The sequence below is a fragment of the Pantoea sp. RIT413 genome, from assembly GCF_003057675.2.
Lineage (GTDB): Bacteria > Pseudomonadota > Gammaproteobacteria > Enterobacterales > Enterobacteriaceae > Pantoea > Pantoea eucrina.
Window position 1 is genome coordinate 211,781 of sequence record NZ_QBJB02000001.1, and the last position, 17,600, is coordinate 229,380.

The window sequence follows — 17,600 nt, forward strand, 5'->3', positions numbered from 1 at the left end:
GCTGCTGGATTCACTGAATAAATGCAACGGCAAATTGAGATCCATCAGCAGGATTGACGAAAACAGAGCCTCGCAGCACGATGCATTCAGGGAATGTTAGCCCTGGTTAGGTGCAACTTTCCATGCGGGTAATTTGGGTGATATAAGAGACCAAATTACCCGCATGGAAGCCATGATGAAAAAATCGTTTTTTTTAGCTCTTGTCGTACTGCTGGCTGGTTGTCAGTCTAATCCGCAATCTCAGGCCAGACTAAAGGCGAAGCAATCTTCTAAATTTCCAACTGCGGTCGAGTTGAAGAATCAATGTGAGTCGCAAATTCCTCAGGCGAAAGCAGACAGAGATACACTTCTGTGGGTATGCCAGTTCACTTCTGCCATACAATATCGCCTCTTTGATACTGATCTATACCGAGGCAAGATCTGCACCCTGCAAGTTACACAGCCAGTAGGCCAGCAGCCTACGGATGTCATGGTGCTTGAAGGAAACCAAAAGCTCTGTGCTGCAGCAGTCGACGCTATAAAGGGAGCCATAGAGTCAGAAACATTTCCTATGCGTCCGAAAAGCATGAATGAAGTTATACCAGTTCGTGTCGCACCTCAGTAGAAAGAGTCGGGCTTCTCTGGAGAAAATCGGCTAACGAATTATCCAGCAAGGAGTAGCGGCCATTGGCAGGTTGTAATTCAGCCAAAGAGCAGCGATTCACACCGTTTTTTAACCGCCCCCAGGCGGTTTTTTGCTGGAATTAATAAGCCAGGCATCTGCCACATCACGGTGTATTAATCAATGGGAAGCAGGTCTCAGCTGCAGCGGTAAAGCCTGGAAACAGGATTGCGTATCAGTAGAACGGCTATTCAGGACCGGGGAAGGTGTATCGCAATAGCCTGGTGAAAGAAGAGGGTGAGTTGATCGAAGGTGAGCCGCTGAATGATGTCATCGTAATGAGAAGGTAACGTGCGAGATGCGGAACAGAGATGTTTCATTTTGACATTCATGCTGAGCTACCTGATGATCCGCACTCTGTATCTGAGCAATTTTTTATTTATTACGCAGGTTAGTACATAATAATTTTATCAGATGTTTTATAGTTCATAAGTCATTGATAGGTAATCAAAATAGACATAAAACAATTAATTTACCTGTGTAATCTTGAGCGGGAGCGCCATTTTGGTCGGGCGGCAGAAGCGAGTTTTGTCAGCCAGCCCACGCTCTCAATGCGGCTCAAAAACCTCGAGCGTGAGCTGGGGTTATCGCTGATTAACCGCAGTAATAACTTTGACGGCTTTACCCCGGAAGGTGAACGGGTGCTGACCTGGGCGCGGGAAATTGTTTCCGTCTATCAGGGACTGAAGCTGGAGGTTGAATCTCTCAAACATGGCGTAAACGGCACGCTGCGGCTGGGCGTGATGCCGCAGTGCAGCGTGGCGCTGCCGGCGCTGCTTAAAGCGGTCGAGACGCGCTATCCTCAGCTGGACTACCGCGTCGCGGCGATGAGCGCCGATCAGCTACTGGAAGCGCTAAACAGCCATACCGTCGACGGCGGGATCGGCTTTTTTGAGCTGACGTCCCTGCGCGAGCTGCACTTTCAGACGGCATTGCTGAACGACGGCGGGGTGGAAGCGATTTTTAACCCGCAGCACTTTCCGGCGCTGCTGAAGCAGCAGCGGCTCTCACTGCATACCCTGGCGGCGCAGCCGCTCTGTCTGGCTGAACCCACGCGCTATTTCCGGCGTTATCTTGATGGCCAGCTGCGCGAAACCGGCCTGCTGCCGCGTGTAATAGTTGAGAGCGCATCCATTATGCAGCTGCTGCAGAGCGCGCAGGTTGGCCTCGGCGTGATGGTTTCACCGTGCGGGCATCTGCTGCCAGAGCTGCTGCAGAATCTGGCACGCCGCCCGATCGATATGGCACCAATGGGACGACAGGCTGCGCTGGTAATCGCAGAGCCGGGACGTGCCTCACCGCTGGCGCAGCACTTTTTTGATGAGGCGCGCCGCCATCTTCATGACTGACGCGTCTCTGCCAGCGCCATAGTAAGCCGGTCTTCCCAGCTGGCCAGCGCCACTCTCTGCAACAGCGTAAACAGGGCGGTATGATCCCAGCCGCTGTTGATCAGCGGCTGCAGGTGGGCGGCACTAAACCGATCGGGCTGACGCGTCAGCTGCCCGCTCAGCGCAGCCACCGCGTCGCGATGATGCGCAGCGTCAGCCAGCAACGCTTCCCGCCACTCACCGGCGTAGCGTGTAAAACGCTGACGACAGCCGTGAATACGCGCGCTGACCGCCAGCGCCAGCGCCTCCGCCTCAGGGTTAACCGGCATCAGCTGCTGTTTCAGGCGCTGCAGGCCGCTCAGAACCGGCGCATCATACATCAGCAGCCAGCTCAGCGGCTCCAGATCGCTATCGTTCAGACAGTCAGCCTGCGCGCTCAGCTGCTGCGGGCTGGCGTAGCGTCGCTCCAGCGGCTTCAGCCCGGGCGAGCAGAGATTATCTTCAGCAAACAGCGTGGCGCAGGCGTCGGGCGGCACTGATGCGCCGGGGATCCAGCGTACCGGCTGTGCCAGCAGCGCCTGCACGCCAGCCACCATCCGCGCCTGGAATCCTGTGAAACCGATAATCTGGGTCAGCGTAATGATATCGGGCTCTGTCAGTCCCACCGCCTCCAGCGCGCCGAGGCTGTGAGCGTTAATCAGCGCCGGCTGCATCGCCAGCTGACGAGCATACTGCGTCATCTGCGTCAGGCGATTGTTGCTCTCGCGGGAAGAGTCGGGACCGGGGAGCGGGTTGAGGCGCGCTGAGTAGTGATTGCACAGGCGCTGAACGCCCGCTACCTGGGCGACCGTCAGGGCCGCACTCAGCCGGTCGTAGAGTGTCAGCGTATGCGTGTGCGATGCCGTCAGGCTGTCAGGAAACAGCAGCTGGCTTACATCGCGAGCCGCCAGCAGCGCCGGCTGAAAATGGCGAAACAGCGGCTGTAAAACCGTTGCTTCCTGCTGCAGGCCGAGCAGGAATCGATCGTTAACCAGGGCGGCCTCGGGGACCAGCGGGGCGGTGGTGGAGGTGTATGGGCGAGCCTGGCTTTCATACAGCCAGAGGTTATGGCCGGTAAAACGGCGTTGTTCCATAATCCATCCTTTCGCTAAATTCGGGCTGAGCGTACGACGGGAAATTCTGAAAAGCGTGTCGCCACTCGGGGGCAGGCTTATCGTCGCTGATGGTCAGGCGCAGGCAAAAGAATGAAGGGGAATAATTAATATCGAATGGGTATATAGTGCGGTCAGAGAGGGAGTGGGGCGAGTCAGGCTCGCCCCTGCAGAACTTATTTCAGTTCCAGCTCGTTCATTGCAGCGATGCTAAAGCCGCCATCAACGTGAACAACTTCACCGGTGATACCACCTGCCAGGTCGGAGCACAGGAAGGCCGCAGAGTTACCTACGTCTTCAATGGTCACCGTACGGCGAATCGGGGTAACCGCTTCACAGTGAGAGAGCATCTTACGGAAATCTTTGATGCCGGAGGCAGCCAGGGTACGGATTGGACCCGCAGATACGGCGTTGACGCGCACGCCTTCCGGACCCATTGCGTTAGCCATGTAGCGTACGTTAGCTTCCAGCGACGCTTTCGCCAGACCCATAACGTTGTAGTTTGGAATAGCACGCTCTGCGCCCAGATAAGAGAGGGTCAGCAGGGCTGCATTCGGGTTCAGCATCGCGCGGCACTCTTTGGCCATCGCCACGAAGCTGTAAGCGCTGATGTCGTGCGCGATTTTAAAACCTTCGCGGGTCACGGCATTGACGTAGTCACCATCCAGCTGATCGCCCGGGGCAAAGCCGATAGAGTGCACGAAACCGTCAAATTTTGGCCAGGTTTTTGCCAGCTCAGTGAACAGGGCAGTGATGCTCTCATCTTCTGCCACATCGCAAGGCAGAACAATGTCTGAACCCAATTCTTTAGCGAACTCTTCCACACGACCTTTCAGTTTGTCGTTCTGGTAGGTGAAAGCCAGTTCTGCGCCCTGCTTATGCATCGCCTGCGCAATACCGTAGGCGATGGAGAGTTTACTGGCAACGCCAGTAATCAGAATGCGCTTACCGGAAAGAAAACCCATAGCTGTAATCCTTATGGTCATTGTTGTTGGCGGTCGTGATGATTAAAAAGTATACGACCGACGTTAATCGACGTGCGGATTCTAGCACGTCTGTGTCAAATACGGTAAACCGCACCGCGTTTTCCGCGAGACGGGCGGCATTCAGAGCGCGCGCCGCCAGGCTTCAGCGGTCAGCGCTTCACCAAAGTGGCTGGCGATGAGCCTTTTGGTCAGCTCATGCAGCGGCGAGGCTAAAACATCTGCGGTGCCGCCGCGCTCAACCACTTCACCCTGATGCATCACCAGCACCTGATCGCTGATATGTTTCATCATGCCAAGATGCTGCGTGACGTAGATATAGGCGATGCCATGTTTCTCCTGCAGCTCCAGCATCAGGTTAACCAGCTGAGAGCGCATGGTCATATCCAGCGAGGCGAGCGCCTCATCGGCCACGATCACCTTGGGCTGCAGGATCAGCGCCCGCGCCAGCGCCAGGCGCTGCTTCTGGCCCGGCGCCAGCATATGCGGATAGTATCCTGCATGGTCGCGCAGCAGCCCGACCTGACGCAGCGTGCTGATAATACGCTGCTCGCGCGCCTCATCATCCAGCTCCGTATTCAGACGCAGCGGCAGGTCGAGGATCTGACTGACGCGCTGGCGCGGATTCAGCGAGGTCGACGGGTCCTGAAAAATCATCCGGATGCGCTGGCTGCGATAGCCGTAGTCGCCATAGCTCAGCGGATGATCGTCAATCAGCATTTCACCGGCACTGGGAGCCACCATGCCGCTCAGCATCTTGGCCAGCGTGGATTTGCCGGAGCCGTTCTCGCCAATGATTGCCAGCGTCTGCTTTTCACGCAGCGTAAAACTGACATTTTTTACCGCCTCGACGTGCTGGCGACGAAACAGCCCGGTGCGATAGCGATAGGTTTTGCTCAGGTTGCGTACTTCCAGCAGGGTTTCCATTACTGACGCTCCCGGTTAAGCGGAAAGTGACAGGCAAACAGATGCGATTTACTGCCGGTCAGGCGCGGCGTTTCAACGCATTTGCGCTGCGCGTAGGGGCAGCGCGGGCCGAGCCGGCAGCCAATCGGCAGATGCTCCAGCGACGGAATCGCGCCGGAGAGCGTGTTCAGACGGCTTTTGTGCGGTAGCGCGCTGCCAAAATCGGGCATCGCGCGGATCAGCGCCTGCGTGTAGGGGTGGTGCGGCGTGCTCATCAGCTCTTCGCTCTGCGCGGTCTCCACCGTCTGTCCGCAATACATCACGTTAATGCGGTCAGCCCATTTGCTCATGGTGCGCAGATCGTGGCTGATCAGCAGAATCGTGGTGTTGTTATTCTGGTTCAGGCGGCTCAGCAGGCGAAATATCTGCGCCTGGGTGGTAGGCTCCATGGCGTTAGTCGGCTCATCGGCAATCAGCAGGCGCGGCTGATTTGCCAGCGCAATCGCTATCATCACTTTCTGACACTCACCCTCGGTAAGTTCGTAGGGAAAGCTGCGCATAATATCTTTGTGATCGCGAATACCTACCCGGTGCAGTAATTCAATAGCGCGTGCTTTGCGCCAGAACCACAGGCGCTGATACCAGCGGCCCTTATGCGTCCAGCGTGGGATCGCCTGCATCAGCTGGCGGCCGACGCTCTCCGAGGGATCGAGACAGGATTGCGGCTCCTGAAAAATCATCGAGACATTGTGCCCCATGATTTTACGCCGTTCGCGCGGCGAAAGACGCTGCAGATCGATGTCGTCAAACACCATACGATCGGCGGTTACACGCCAGTTATCTTTCGTTACGCCGCAGATCGCTTTAGCCACCAGGCTTTTTCCGGAGCCTGATTCCCCCACCAGCCCGCGGATCTCTCCCTCGCTCAGCGTCAGGTTAATGCGGTCCACCGCCTTGACCGGCCCTTCGGGCGTCATAAACTCAATCGTCAGATTGCGGATATCCAGTAGCGGCATTATTCAGCTCCTGCCTCAACCGCGCGACGGATACCGTCGCCCAGCAGGTTAACAATCAGGACGCTTATCATCAGCGCCGCACCCGGCAGCATCACCGTCCAGGGCGCAACATAGATCAGCTCCAGCGCATCTCCCAGCATCGCTCCCCATTCCGGCGAAGGAAGCTGTGCGCCCAGGTCCAGGAAGCCCAGCGCGGCGATATCCAGGATTGCCATCGACAGTGAGCGGGTAAACTCACCAATCAGCAGCGGCAGGATATTGGGCAGCACCGCGTTCCAGAGAATGCTGAGATTGCGGGCGCCGTCCAGACGCAGCGCCACAACATACTCTTTCTCCAGCTCATCGTGCACGGCGGTGTAGATCTCCCGTACCAGCCGCGGGATCAGCGCCAGCAGCACCGCCAGCATGGCGTGCGCCAGCTGCGGCCCGAGAAAAGCAACCACGATAATCGCCAGCAGCAGTGACGGAATTGACAGCAGCGTATCCAGAACGTGGTTCATCACGGCGGAACGCACGCCGCGCGTCATGCCCGCCAGAATACCCAGCAGCAGCGCGGCCAGCGCGGCCAGCAGCGTCACCACCAGCGCGGAACCCACCGTCGGTGCCACGCCGCTCAGCAGGCGGCTCAGCACATCACGGCCCAGGTCGTCAGTGCCGAGGAAAAATGAGACGTCGCCGTAGCGTGACCAGGAGGGCGGCAGCAGCTGATAGCCCAGAAACTGCTGATCGATGCCATACGGCGCGATCAGCCGGCCAAACAGGCAGAGCAGCAGCAGCGTGCCAAAGCCATACAGGCCGATCATCGCGCCCGTATCGCGGTAGAAGTGATGCCAGCTGAGGCGCAGCGTGCTTGGCAGCCGCTTCTCGGCGTAAACGTTATCGATGGGCATACCACTCCTTGTGCTTTAGCGGGTTCAGGACGGCGCCAAGAATATCAGAGAGAACGCTGACGATAATCACCAGCCCGCCCGCCACCATTACGCCGGCGGAAATGGCCGCATAATCCTGCTGGCGGATGGCGTTAATCAGCCAGCGTCCCAGACCCGGCCAGTTGAAAACGACTTCGGTGATCATCGCCAGCGTCAGCATGGTCGAAAATTGCAGTCCCAGCCGCGGGATCACCGGTGGCAGGGCGTTATGCAGTACGTGACGGCGGATTACGGTGAAGCGCGACAGGCCGCGGGTAGCCGCCGCTTTAACATAATTTTTATCCATCACTTCACTGGTACTGATGCGCAGCAGCCGGATCACTTCGGTGGTGGGTGCCACGGCGAGCACGATCACCGGCAGCACCATATGTGACAGCGCGCTCAGCAGCATCTCATGACGCCAGCGCGACGGACTCAGCCAGGCGTCGATCAGCGCAAACCCGGTGACATTCTGCACCGGATAAAGCAGGTCGAATCGACCCGATACCGGCAGCCAGCCGAGCGTTAGTGAAAAAAACAGGGTAAACAGCAGCGCCAGCCAGAATACCGGCATGGAAAAGCCCAGCAGCGCCAGCGCGCTGATCGCTCTGTCCGGCCATTTTTTACGCATCACGCCGGCACAGATACCGAGCGGGATCCCGGCCAGCAGCGCGAGCACAAACGCAAGAACGCACAGCTCCAGCGTGGCAGGGAAAACTTCACGCAGCTGCAGATCAACCGGCAGCCCGTTAATGCTGGAGACGCCAAAATCAAACTGCAGCAAACCCTGGGTCCAGAACCACCACGCATCGAGAAGCGACGCGCCTTCGAGCGGCGCGTTTGGGGTGAAATAGCTCAGGCTGAAGCTCACCAGCGACAGCAGAAACAGGGTGATCACCAGCAGCAGCAAACGGCGCAGTAAATAGATAATCATCGGTTACTCTCCGCTCTGCTCATCACGATGTACGCCGGCGAAAGAGGCGTTGCCAAACGGACTCAGTACCAGCCCCTGAATATCGTGCCGGTACGCCTGCACGCGCAGTGAAGAGGCGAGCGGCAATACCGGCAGCTCCTGAGCAAGCAGCTGCTGTGCACGGTCATAGCTTTCAATCCGCGCGGAGAGCTGCTGAGAGAGCAGGGCGCGCTGCAGAGACTCATCGAACGCCGGGGAACACCAGTGAGCATAGTTGGTCTGGGAACGGATCGCCGCACAGCTGAGCAGCGGACGGAAGAAGCTATCAGGATCGTTGCTGTCGGTGGCCCAGCCGCTCAGGGTTAAATCGTGGTTCATCGCCATCAGCTGCGCTTCCTGAAAGCGGCCCTCAACCGGGGTGATAATAACGTTAACGCCGACCTGCGCCAGATCCGCCTGCAGCAGCTCGGCGGTTTTAAGCGGGCTGGGGTTCCAGGACATGGAGGTGGTTGGCACCACCAGACGCAGCGTCAGGTTTTCGATGCCGAGGGCTTTCAGCGCCGCGCGCGATTTGTCCGGATTATATTCCGTTACGCGGGCGTCGCTGTCATAGGCCCACGAGGCGCGCGGCAGGATAGACGCTGCAGTTTCCGCCGTGCCGTAATAAATGGACTCCATCAGGCGCTCATTATTGATTGCCAGCGCCAGCGCGTGCCGCACTTCAGGCCGGTCCAGCGGCGCTTTACGGGTGTTAAACGCCAGATAAGCGATATTCATGCCGGGGCGCAGCGTCATGCGCAAACGCGGATCGTCGCGCAGGATCGAGAGCTGGCTCGCCGCCGGATAAGCCAGTACGTCACACTCGCCGGTCAGCAGTTTTGACAGACGGCCGGTGCCGCCAACGCCCAGGTCAATCACCACCTGCTGCAGGCGCGGTACGCCCTTCCAGTACCAGGGATTACGCGCCAGGCGCAGATACTGCCCGGTACGATACTCGCTCAGCTGATAGGGACCGGTGCCCACCGGTTCGCGATCCAGCTTCTCCTGCTGCCCTTTGGCATCCAGCTGCGCGGCATACTCCTGTGACAGTACCGGCGCGTAGTGGGTAGCGATATGCCATAAAAAAGAGGCGTCAGGCGCGTTCAGGCGGATCTCCACGGTATAGCGATCCAGCTTTTTGACGCTCTGGACGGAGTCGGCAAACTGCAGGCTGTCAAAATAGGGATAGCTGCCGCCGTTAACATTATGCCACGGATGATGCCGGTCAAACATCCGCGCAAAACTGAATACCACATCATCGGCGTTCAGCGTGCGGCGGGGCGTAAAGCTGGCGGTATGCTGGAAAGAGACATTCCGCCGCAGATGAAACCGGTAGGTTGCGCCGTTATCGCGCACTTCCCAGCTCTGCGCCAGATCGGGTATTAAACGATAAGTGTAAGGGTCAACGTCCAGCAGTCTGTCGTAGAGCTGCGCGGCCAGGGTATCAACCACCAGGCCGCTGCTGACCATCTGCGGGTTAAAAGTGTTAACGCTGCCGTTTACACAATAGACAAAGCCGGTCTGACGGATCGATTCCGCAGGCGCAGCAGACGCGCTCAAAGCGCTGAAACTCAGCAGCAGCGAGAAGAGAATTTTTAGCATAGAACTCAACGATTCTGAGGCAATAGCCAGAGTGTATCGCAAACCGGTAAGAGTTCCCAAACTCCCCCGCACGCCAGCAGCAATAACAGCCATATCGTCCAGAAAGCAGGCGCAGTAACTGTGTGGGAATGAGAAAAATTCTCAATAAAGCTTTACAGATGATAATAGGAATGATTATTATTCACCTGCGCTTCACCGGTGGCTCTGCCGGAGAAGAGCACGACATTGCTCACATTGCTTCCAGTATTATGTTGCCCGCCCTGTGCGGGCTTTTTTTTTCTTCCTGACTGGCGCGGCAGCGGCGTTGGCTGCGTTCAGCAGAACCGGTCACATACTGATGTATGCTCCCGGTCGCGGCTTCACTTGCCGCCTTGCTGCCACACCAGTCAGTTTGAAAAAAGGCTGTCTGGTCTGCGGCAGCTGCACTGGCCGCGTTCAGCAGAACCGGTTACATACTGATGTATGCTCCCGGTCTCCGCTTCACTTGCCGCCTTGCTGCCACCTTACTACTCACTCTCATCCCGTACCTGAATATCATGCTTTTTCATCATTGCCCGCAGCTGATGATAGGTCACACCCAGCAGCCCGGCCGCGCGCCGCTGGTTAAACTTTGCCTGTTGCAGGCTCACTTCCAGCAGCGCGCGCTCCTGCTGATACTGCCACTGGCGCAAATCGAGCGGCAGCGCGGGCAGGGCTGCAGATTCGGCAGGGCGCTGCGGCTCTGCTGAATCTGTGGCACGTGAAGCAAACGGATTGATGATGATCGTGTCCAGCGGCTCTTCGGTGCTGCGGTGACGATACACGGAACGCTCCACGACATTCTTCAGTTCGCGCACGTTGCCGGGCCAGTGGTAAGCCAGCAGCTCCCGCTGCGCACGTTCGCTGAAGCCGGGAAACAGCGGCAGACGCAGCTCGCGACACATCTGAATAGCAAAATGCTCCGCCATAAGCAGAATATCGCTGCGTCGCTGGCGCAGCGGCGGCAGCTGCACCACATCAAAGGCGAGACGATCCAGCAGGTCCGCCCGGAATTTTCCGGCAGCAGCGAGCGCGGGCAGATCTTCATTGGTGGCGCAGACCAGGCGTACATTAACCTGCAGCGCGTGATTACCGCCAACGCGCTCCAGCTGGCCATATTCGATTACGCGCAGTAGCTTCTCCTGAACCAGCATCGGTGCGGTCGCCAGCTCATCAAGAAACAGCGTGCCGCCGTCGGCGCGCTCAAAGCGGCCAAGATGACGCTTCTGCGCGCCGGTAAAAGCGCCCGCCTCATGCCCGAAGAGTTCCGAGTCGAGCAGGCTCTCATTAAGCGCTGCACAATTAAGCGAGATAAAAGGGCCCTGCCAGCGTTCAGACAGATAGTGCAGCCGGCTGGCGATCAGCTCTTTACCGGTGCCGCGCTCACCAATGACCAGCACCGGTTTTTCCAGCGGTGCCAGCTGAGACACCTGCTCCAGCATTTCAAGAAAATTATTCGACTCGCCCAGCAGGTTATCGTTGCCATTAGCCATGATGAATTTCACCAACAGTTGTGTAATTTACTCATCCTGGCCTTTCGCAGCAGGAATGTAAACCCAGAGCACTCAATAAAATCAGTTACTTAAAAGTTGGCACGCATCTTGTAAGCACTACAGGCGTCCCGACCATATACATGACAATATTGAGGAACATCATTATGGGTATTTTTTCTCGTTTCGCTGACATCGTAAACGCTAACATTAACTCGCTGCTTGAGCGCGCAGAAGATCCGCAGAAACTGGTACGCCTGATGATTCAGGAAATGGAAGACACGCTGGTTGAGGTACGTTCAACTTCAGCGCGCGCGCTGGCTGAGAAAAAGCAGCTGCTGCGCCGTATTGAACAGGCTGAGGTCCAGCAGTCGGAGTGGCAGGAAAAAGCGGAGCTGGCTATCAGCAAAGAGAAAGAGGATCTGGCACGCTCTGCGCTGATTGAAAAACAGAAACTCACCGATCTGATTAGCCTGCTGCAGCAGGAATCAACGCAGGTGGATGAGACGCTGGAGCGAATGAAAGGCGAGATCGGCGAGCTGGAAAATAAGCTCGGTGAAACCCGCGCCCGCCAGCAGGCGCTGACGCTGCGCCATCAGGCGGCTTCCTCATCACGCGATGTTCGTCGTCAGCTCGACAGCGGCAAAATTGATGATGCGATGGCGCGCTTTGAGTCCTTTGAACGTCGTATCGACCATATGGAAGCTGAAGCGGAAAGCCAGCGCTTTGGTAAATCAAAAACGCTGGATCAGCAGTTTGCTGAGCTGAAAGCTGATGATGAAATCAGCCAGCAGCTTGCCGCACTGAAAGCCAGAATGAACCGCGGTGAGTGATCGCGTCCGGGCCCGTTTTCGGGCCCGGCTGAAACGGTGTAGATGATTAAGGAGAGTCAATGAGCGCACTTTTTCTTGCCATACCCCTGACGATTTTTGTGCTATTTGTCGCACCCATCTGGTTATGGCTGCATTACAGCAACCGGCGCAGCGCAGGTGAACTGTCGAATAATGATATGCAGCGGCTGCAGCAGCTGACGCAGGAGGCGCAACGTATGCGCGAACGCGTTCAGGCGCTGGAAGCGATTCTTGATGCGGAGCATCCAAACTGGAGGCAGCCATGACAGGCGATCGCAAACTCTGGCGCATTCCGCAGCAGGGCAAAGTACGCGGCGTGTGTGCCGGCGTAGCGGAATATCTCGACATACCGGTGCGTCTGCTGCGCGTCATCGTCGTGCTGTCACTGTTCTTTGGCCTGTTTATGATCACCGTGACCGCCTATTTTATTCTCGGCTATGTGCTGGATGAGAAACCGGCCACGCTGCCGGATCAGAAGCAGCCAACGGCCCGTGAACTGCTGGATGAGCTGGCGCTGACCCTGAGCCAGGATGAGCGCAGCGTTCGTGATGTAGAGCGTTACGTGACCTCTGAAACCTTCAGCGTGCGCAGCCGTTTTCGTCAGCTCTGATCCCCGGACCCTCGCGGGTCCGCATCTCAACTCATAAGGGGCTTTATGCACACTCAGCGAATGACTGCTCTGCGCCGTCGCGCAACACCTGCGTTGAAGTCGGCCGGAAAATTCATCATTATCAGTGCGGTAACATATGGTCCCGGCGGGCTCGCCGGCTGGGCTGTTAAATCGGTGGCGCGCCGTCCGCTGCGCCTGTTGCTGGCGGCCGCCCTGGAACCGCTGCTGAGCAGGGCGTTTCGCCGTCTGTCAGCGCGATTCATCAGGGAGAACGATGAAAAAACTGCAAAATGAACTTGTCGCGTTGATGAACCGCGGCGTGGATCGTCATCTGCGCCTGGCGGTCACCGGACTGAGCCGCAGCGGCAAGACCGCGTTTATTACCTCGCTGGTCAATCAGCTGCTGAACGTCCATCACGGCGCGCGCCTGCCGCTGTTTTCAGTGGTACGCGAAGAGCGTTTACTTGGCGTCAAGCGCGTGCCGCAGCGCGAGCTCGGTACGCCGCGCTTTACCTATGATGAAGGGCTGGCTCAGCTCTACGGCGCGCCACCCGCATGGCCCACCCCAACGCGCGGCGTCAGCGAAATGTGCCTCGCGCTGCGCTACCGGCCTGATAACTCACTGCTGCGTCACTTCAAAGATACCGCCACGCTCTATCTTGAGATCGTTGACTATCCCGGTGAATGGCTGCTCGATCTGCCCATGCTGGCGCAGGATTATGTCAGCTGGTCGCGGCAGATGCGCGGGCTGCTGCAGGGCGACAGAGAGAAATGGTCAGCCCGCTGGCGTGAGCTCTGCCATAACCTCGATCCGCTGGCACCCGCTAATGAAAACCAGCTGGCAGAGATTGCCGCCGCCTGGACAGATTATCTGCACCACTGCAAAAGCCAGGGGCTGCACTTTATTCAGCCGGGCCGCTTTGTGCTGCCGGGCGAGATGGCGGGCGCACCGGCGCTGCAGTTTTTCCCGTGGCCCGATGCGGATGAGCAGGCTGTGAGCAAACTGGCACAGGCGCCGGCCGGCAGTAATTTTGCCGTACTGCAGCAGCGGTATAACTACTACTGTTCGCACGTGGTGAAAGGCTTCTATAAAAATTATTTTCTGCGTTTTGACCGGCAAATTGTGCTGGTGGACTGTCTGCAGCCGCTGAACAGCGGGCCGCAGGCGTTTAATGATATGCGTCTGGCGCTGACTCAGCTCATGCAGAGTTTTCATTACGGTCAGCGGACCCTGTTCCGGCGCCTCTTCTCCCCGGTGATAGACAAGCTGCTGTTTGCCGCGACGAAAGCCGATCACATCACCGCCGATCAGCACGCCAATATGGTGTCGCTGCTGCAGCAGCTGGTACAGGATGCCTGGCAGAACGCCGCATTTGAAGGTATCAGCATGGATTGCCTCGGACTGGCCGCTATACAGGCTACCGAAAGCGGCCTGGTGGATCACCGGGGCGAAAAGCTGCCGGCACTGCGCGGTGAGCGGCTGACAGATGGTGAGCCGCTCACCGTTTATCCGGGTGAGGTGCCGCCCCGTTTGCCGGGGAACAGCTTCTGGCAGCAGCAGGGGTTTCAGTTTGAGCAATTCCGGCCGCAATCGCTGGATATAGATCGGCCTCTGCCGCATATCCGCATGGATGCCGCGCTGGAATTTTTACTGGGAGATAAATTGCGATGAGTGATGAGACGCCGTTAAAAGCGCGAATCGATTTTGCCCGTCCGCTCAGCAGCGATGCGCAGCCACCGCTGCGTGCTGCGCAGACGTTTGACGTAAAAACTGCCGATTTTGTCGCAGCGACCGGGGCAGATCCGCTGCCTGAAGGCGCCGGTGAAAAGATGGTGGAGGCGGCGCTGCGACCTAAACGCAGCCTGTGGCGTAAAATAGCCGCTGCGGGCGTGGCGGTGTTCACCGTGAGCGTGCTGGCTCAGGGCGTACAGTTTATGCACGATGCGTGGCAGGCGCGCGACTGGTTTGCCCTGGGCAGCGGGGCGGCAGGCGGGCTGATTGTGCTGGCTGGCGCCGGCGCACTGATTGCGGAGTGGCGGCGTCTGTGGCGGCTGCGCCAGCGCGCAGAATCGCGCGATGTGGCGCGTGACCTGCTGCAGAGTCACGGCATCGGCAAAGCACGCGCCTTTTGTGAAAATCTCGCGCAGCAGGCGCGGCTCGATCAGGCGCATCCGGCGCTGCAGCGCTGGTATGCCGCGCTGCATGAGACGCATAACGATCGCGAGATTGTCACGCTCTACGCACAGCTGGTGCAGCCGGTACTCGATCGCCAGGCGCGCAGTGAAATCAGCCGCCACGCCGCGGAATCGACCCTGATGATTGCCGTCAGCCCGCTGGCGCTGGTGGATATGGCGTTTATCGCCTGGCGTAATCTGCGGCTGGTGAATCGTATCGCCGCGATTTACGGCATCGAACTGGGTTATTTCAGCCGTATCCGTCTGTTTCGTCTGGTGCTGCTCAATATGGCCTTTGCCGGCGCGTCCGAACTGGTGCGCGAAGTGGGGATGGACTGGATGTCGCAGGATATCGCGGCGCGTCTTTCAGCCCGTGCCGCACAGGGTATCGGTGCCGGGTTGCTGACCGCGCGGCTGGGCATAAAAGCGATGGAGCTGTGCCGTCCGCTGCCGTGGCTGGAAGAGGATAAACCCCGCCTTGGCGACTTCCGCCGCGACCTGGTGAGCCAGCTTAAAACCTCGCTGGCAAAAGGCAGCTCCGCCTCAGAGCAGAGTGCTAAATAATCAACGTTCCTGTCACTTTCATTCTGCTCCCATGCTAAAAGGCAACGTAAACGTTGCCTTTTTCGTTTCTTCCCGGCATAAGCAGCTCTGTCTGACCCGGCGAAAAGGGGAATCTGTGCTGCACTGTCAACTTTTCATGACACAGCCCTTCTGAGGTGCTGCAAGTTAGCGTATTATCTCTGAAATCAAAACCTGACTAAGGCTTACTGCCATGCGTTTGGAAGTTTTTTGTCATGACCGAATCGGTCTGGCGCGTGAACTGCTCGACCTGCTGGTCGCCCGCAATATCGATTTACGCGGCATCGAAATTGCCCCGCAGGGCCGCATCTATCTCAGCTTTTCTGCGCTGGAGTTTGACGCTTTCAGCAATTTGATGGCAGAGATCCGGCGCACGCCCGGCGTCACCGACGTGCGTACCGTGGCATATCTGCCCTCTGAGCGCGAACATCGCGCGCTCAGCGCGCTGCTGGTGGCGATGCCGGAGCCGGTCTTCTCTATCGATCTTAAAGGCAAAATTGAGCTGGCCAATCCGGCTGCGCAGCATCTGTTTGCGCTGGATGAGCAGAAAATCCGCAATCACAGCGTGGCGTCACTGATTGGCGGCGTTAATTTTCAGCGCTGGCTGGAGAGCGAACGGGTAGAGGCGCAGACCCAGCATGTGGTGATTCAGGGGCGTGACTTTCTGCTGGAAGCGCGACCCATCTACCTTGCAGACAGCGATGAGCAGGGCGATAACCCGGTGGGCGCAATGATTACGCTGAAGTCCACGGCGCGTATGGGACGTCAGCTGCAGAATCTCAGCGTCACGGATGAGTCCGAGTTTGACCATATCGTGGCGGTGACGCCTAAAATGCGTCAGGTCATTGAGCAGGCGCGTAAACTGGCGATGCACGATGCGCCGCTGCTGATTGTGGGCGATACCGGCACCGGCAAAGATATGCTGGCGCGCGCCTGCCACCTGCGCAGCGCACGCGGTAAAAAACCGTTTCTCGCGCTCAACTGCGGTTCGATTCCGGACGACGTGGCGGAGAGCGAGCTGTTTGGCCACGCGGCCGGCGCCTATCCCAACGCGCTGGAGGGGAAAAAGGGCTTTTTTGAGCAGGCCAGCGGCGGCTCGGTGCTGCTGGACGAAATCGGTGAGATGTCGCCGCGTATGCAGACCAAGCTGCTGCGTTTTCTCAACGACGGGACCTTTCGCCGCGTAGGCGAAGATCATGAAGTGCATGTTGATGTCCGGGTGATCTGCGCCACGCAAAAGAACCTGATTGAGATGGTACAGCGTGGGGAGTTCCGCGAGGATCTCTTTTACCGGCTCAACGTGCTGACGCTGAATCTGCCGCCGCTGCGCGAGCGTCCGCTTGATATTCTGCCGCTGACAGAGATGTTTGTGGCGCGTTTTGCCGATGAGCAGGGGCTGCCGCGCCCGCGCCTGTCACCGCAGCTGCTGCCGTTCCTGACGCGCTACAGCTGGCCGGGCAATGTCCGGCAGCTGAAAAACACGCTCTATCGGGCCATGACGCAGCTGGAAGGTTATGAGCTGCGTCCGCAGGATATCGTGCTGCCGGAGCAGGCGCTGGATGTGTCGCTGGGTGAAGAGGCGCTGGAGGGATCGCTGGATGAGATCACCGGCCGCTTTGAGCGTTCGGTACTGACCCGGCTCTATCTCTCCTATCCCAGCACGCGTAAGCTGGCCAAACGTCTGGGCGTATCGCACACGGCGATTGCCAATAAACTGCGTGAATATGGATTAGGGCAGAAGCGCGGAGAGAGCGAGTAGCTGCGCTGGCCTGTTCTGAACAGTAAAAACCGTCCCGTAAGGACGGTTTTTTTATGAGCAACTTACTTCAGCGCGGCCAGCGCTGCATCGTAATCGGGCTCTTCGGTGATCTCATTGACCAGCTGGCTGTAAAGCACCTTGTCATTCTCATCAAGCACCACTACTGCACGGGCGGTCAGGCCTTTTAGCGGGCCGTCAGAGATAGCGACGCCATAATTCTCTTTGAACTCAGAGCCGCGCATAGCGGAAAGCGTGACCACATTGGCGACGTTCTCCGCGCCGCAGAAGCGTGACTGGGCAAACGGCAGGTCAGCTGAAATGCAGAGCACTACGGTGTTGCTGGTATCACCGGAGCGCTCGTTAAACTTGCGAACCGAGGCGGCGCAGACGCCGGTATCGATACTCGGGAAGATGTTCAGCACTTTGCGCTTTCCGGCATAGTCTGCCAGCGAAACATCAGCCAGATCTTTAGTGACCAGCGTAAAAGGCTGCGCCTGCTCGCCTGCCTGCGGGAAGTGGCCGGCAACCGGAACAGGATTACCCTGAAAGTGAACGTTCTGTGACATACAATCTCCTTTTTAAATGAAAAGTCAGCGCAGCGCGCGACT

General features: G+C 57.9%; 18 protein-coding genes. 9 read left to right on the forward strand and 9 right to left on the reverse strand.

Translation table 11 applies throughout. The features are described from left to right. Window positions 1-175 precede the first annotated feature (175 nt). Both DBY66_RS01025 and DBY66_RS01030 read left to right on the forward strand, forming a co-directional pair. Window positions 176-604, forward strand: coding sequence for a cell envelope integrity TolA C-terminal domain-containing protein (locus DBY66_RS01025; protein ID WP_108569353.1), 429 nt, complete (start codon window positions 176-178; stop codon window positions 602-604). 509 nt (window positions 605-1,113) lie between these two features. Next, a complete protein-coding gene (locus DBY66_RS01030; RefSeq protein WP_108569352.1) occupies window positions 1,114-2,010 on the forward strand; it encodes a LysR family transcriptional regulator in 897 nt (298 codons plus the stop codon). On the opposite strand, the gene DBY66_RS01035 is transcribed toward DBY66_RS01030, so the two are convergent. The 8 genes from DBY66_RS01035 to pspF all read right to left on the reverse strand — a co-directional run bounded on the left by DBY66_RS01035 (window position 2,001) and on the right by pspF (window position 11,018). Next, window positions 2,001-3,122 (reverse strand): oxidoreductase, encoded by a 1,122-nt coding sequence (locus tag DBY66_RS01035; protein WP_108569351.1) that lies wholly within the window; start codon window positions 3,120-3,122, stop codon window positions 2,001-2,003. The two genes, DBY66_RS01030 and DBY66_RS01035, sit on opposite strands and share 10 nt — an antisense overlap. Before the next feature lie 194 nt (window positions 3,123-3,316). Then, window positions 3,317-4,105, reverse strand: coding sequence for an enoyl-ACP reductase FabI (gene fabI, locus DBY66_RS01040; protein WP_039384517.1), 789 nt, complete (start codon window positions 4,103-4,105; stop codon window positions 3,317-3,319). A gap of 141 nt (window positions 4,106-4,246) precedes the next feature. After that, window positions 4,247-5,050 (reverse strand): putrescine export ABC transporter ATP-binding protein SapF, encoded by an 804-nt coding sequence (sapF, locus tag DBY66_RS01045; RefSeq protein ID WP_039384515.1) that lies wholly within the window; start codon window positions 5,048-5,050, stop codon window positions 4,247-4,249. Then, window positions 5,050-6,045 carry a putrescine export ABC transporter ATP-binding protein SapD gene (gene sapD / locus DBY66_RS01050; protein WP_039384513.1) on the reverse strand — a complete coding sequence of 332 codons (996 nt, stop codon included), beginning with the start codon at window positions 6,043-6,045 and terminating at the stop codon, window positions 5,050-5,052. Before sapD ends, sapF begins: the two co-directional genes overlap by 1 nt. Next, the gene (gene sapC / locus DBY66_RS01055) at window positions 6,045-6,935 is read right to left on the reverse strand and encodes a putrescine export ABC transporter permease SapC (protein ID WP_039384510.1); all 891 of its coding nucleotides are present in this window, start codon (window positions 6,933-6,935) and stop codon (window positions 6,045-6,047) included. Before sapC ends, sapD begins: the two co-directional genes overlap by 1 nt. Further along, window positions 6,922-7,887 (reverse strand): putrescine export ABC transporter permease SapB, encoded by a 966-nt coding sequence (sapB, locus tag DBY66_RS01060; protein ID WP_108569350.1) that lies wholly within the window; start codon window positions 7,885-7,887, stop codon window positions 6,922-6,924. Before sapB ends, sapC begins: the two co-directional genes overlap by 14 nt. 3 nt (window positions 7,888-7,890) lie before the next feature. After that, entirely contained in the window at window positions 7,891-9,507 is a 1,617-nt protein-coding gene (sapA, locus tag DBY66_RS01065; protein WP_104085009.1) for an ABC transporter substrate-binding protein SapA, read from the reverse strand. A gap of 506 nt (window positions 9,508-10,013) precedes the next feature. After that, complete coding sequence (pspF, locus tag DBY66_RS01075) at window positions 10,014-11,018, reverse strand: phage shock protein operon transcriptional activator (RefSeq protein WP_108569348.1); 1,005 nt, start codon at window positions 11,016-11,018, stop codon at window positions 10,014-10,016. Between the two features lie 164 nt (window positions 11,019-11,182). Between pspF and pspA the strand changes: the two genes are divergently transcribed. From pspA to tyrR, 7 genes are all read left to right on the forward strand, one after another. Next, window positions 11,183-11,848 (forward strand): phage shock protein PspA, encoded by a 666-nt coding sequence (pspA, locus tag DBY66_RS01080; protein WP_071668851.1) that lies wholly within the window; start codon window positions 11,183-11,185, stop codon window positions 11,846-11,848. A 59-nt stretch (window positions 11,849-11,907) separates the two neighbouring features. Continuing rightward, entirely contained in the window at window positions 11,908-12,132 is a 225-nt protein-coding gene (pspB, locus tag DBY66_RS01085) for an envelope stress response membrane protein PspB (RefSeq protein ID WP_039384488.1), read from the forward strand. Then, the gene (gene pspC, locus DBY66_RS01090; RefSeq protein WP_039384486.1) at window positions 12,129-12,476 is read left to right on the forward strand and encodes an envelope stress response membrane protein PspC; all 348 of its coding nucleotides are present in this window, start codon (window positions 12,129-12,131) and stop codon (window positions 12,474-12,476) included. Before pspB ends, pspC begins: the two co-directional genes overlap by 4 nt. Before the next feature lie 45 nt (window positions 12,477-12,521). Further along, window positions 12,522-12,770, forward strand: a complete 249-nt coding sequence (gene pspD / locus DBY66_RS01095; protein WP_039384485.1) for a phage shock protein PspD — start codon at window positions 12,522-12,524, stop codon at window positions 12,768-12,770. Further along, the gene (locus tag DBY66_RS01100) at window positions 12,751-14,148 is read left to right on the forward strand and encodes a YcjX family protein (RefSeq protein WP_039384484.1); all 1,398 of its coding nucleotides are present in this window, start codon (window positions 12,751-12,753) and stop codon (window positions 14,146-14,148) included. The genes pspD and DBY66_RS01100 overlap by 20 nt, the downstream gene beginning before the upstream one ends. Continuing rightward, the gene (locus tag DBY66_RS01105; protein ID WP_039384483.1) at window positions 14,145-15,215 is read left to right on the forward strand and encodes a TIGR01620 family protein; all 1,071 of its coding nucleotides are present in this window, start codon (window positions 14,145-14,147) and stop codon (window positions 15,213-15,215) included. Before DBY66_RS01100 ends, DBY66_RS01105 begins: the two co-directional genes overlap by 4 nt. Window positions 15,216-15,426: 211 nt before the next feature. Beyond that, window positions 15,427-16,992 (forward strand): transcriptional regulator TyrR, encoded by a 1,566-nt coding sequence (tyrR, locus tag DBY66_RS01110; RefSeq protein ID WP_104085005.1) that lies wholly within the window; start codon window positions 15,427-15,429, stop codon window positions 16,990-16,992. A 62-nt stretch (window positions 16,993-17,054) separates the two neighbouring features. Here the strand turns inward: tyrR and tpx are convergent, their stop codons facing one another. Then, window positions 17,055-17,558: a thiol peroxidase gene (tpx, locus tag DBY66_RS01115; protein ID WP_039384481.1), complete on the reverse strand. Its 504-nt coding sequence runs from the start codon at window positions 17,556-17,558 to the stop codon at window positions 17,055-17,057. Window positions 17,559-17,600: the final 42 nt, after the last annotated feature.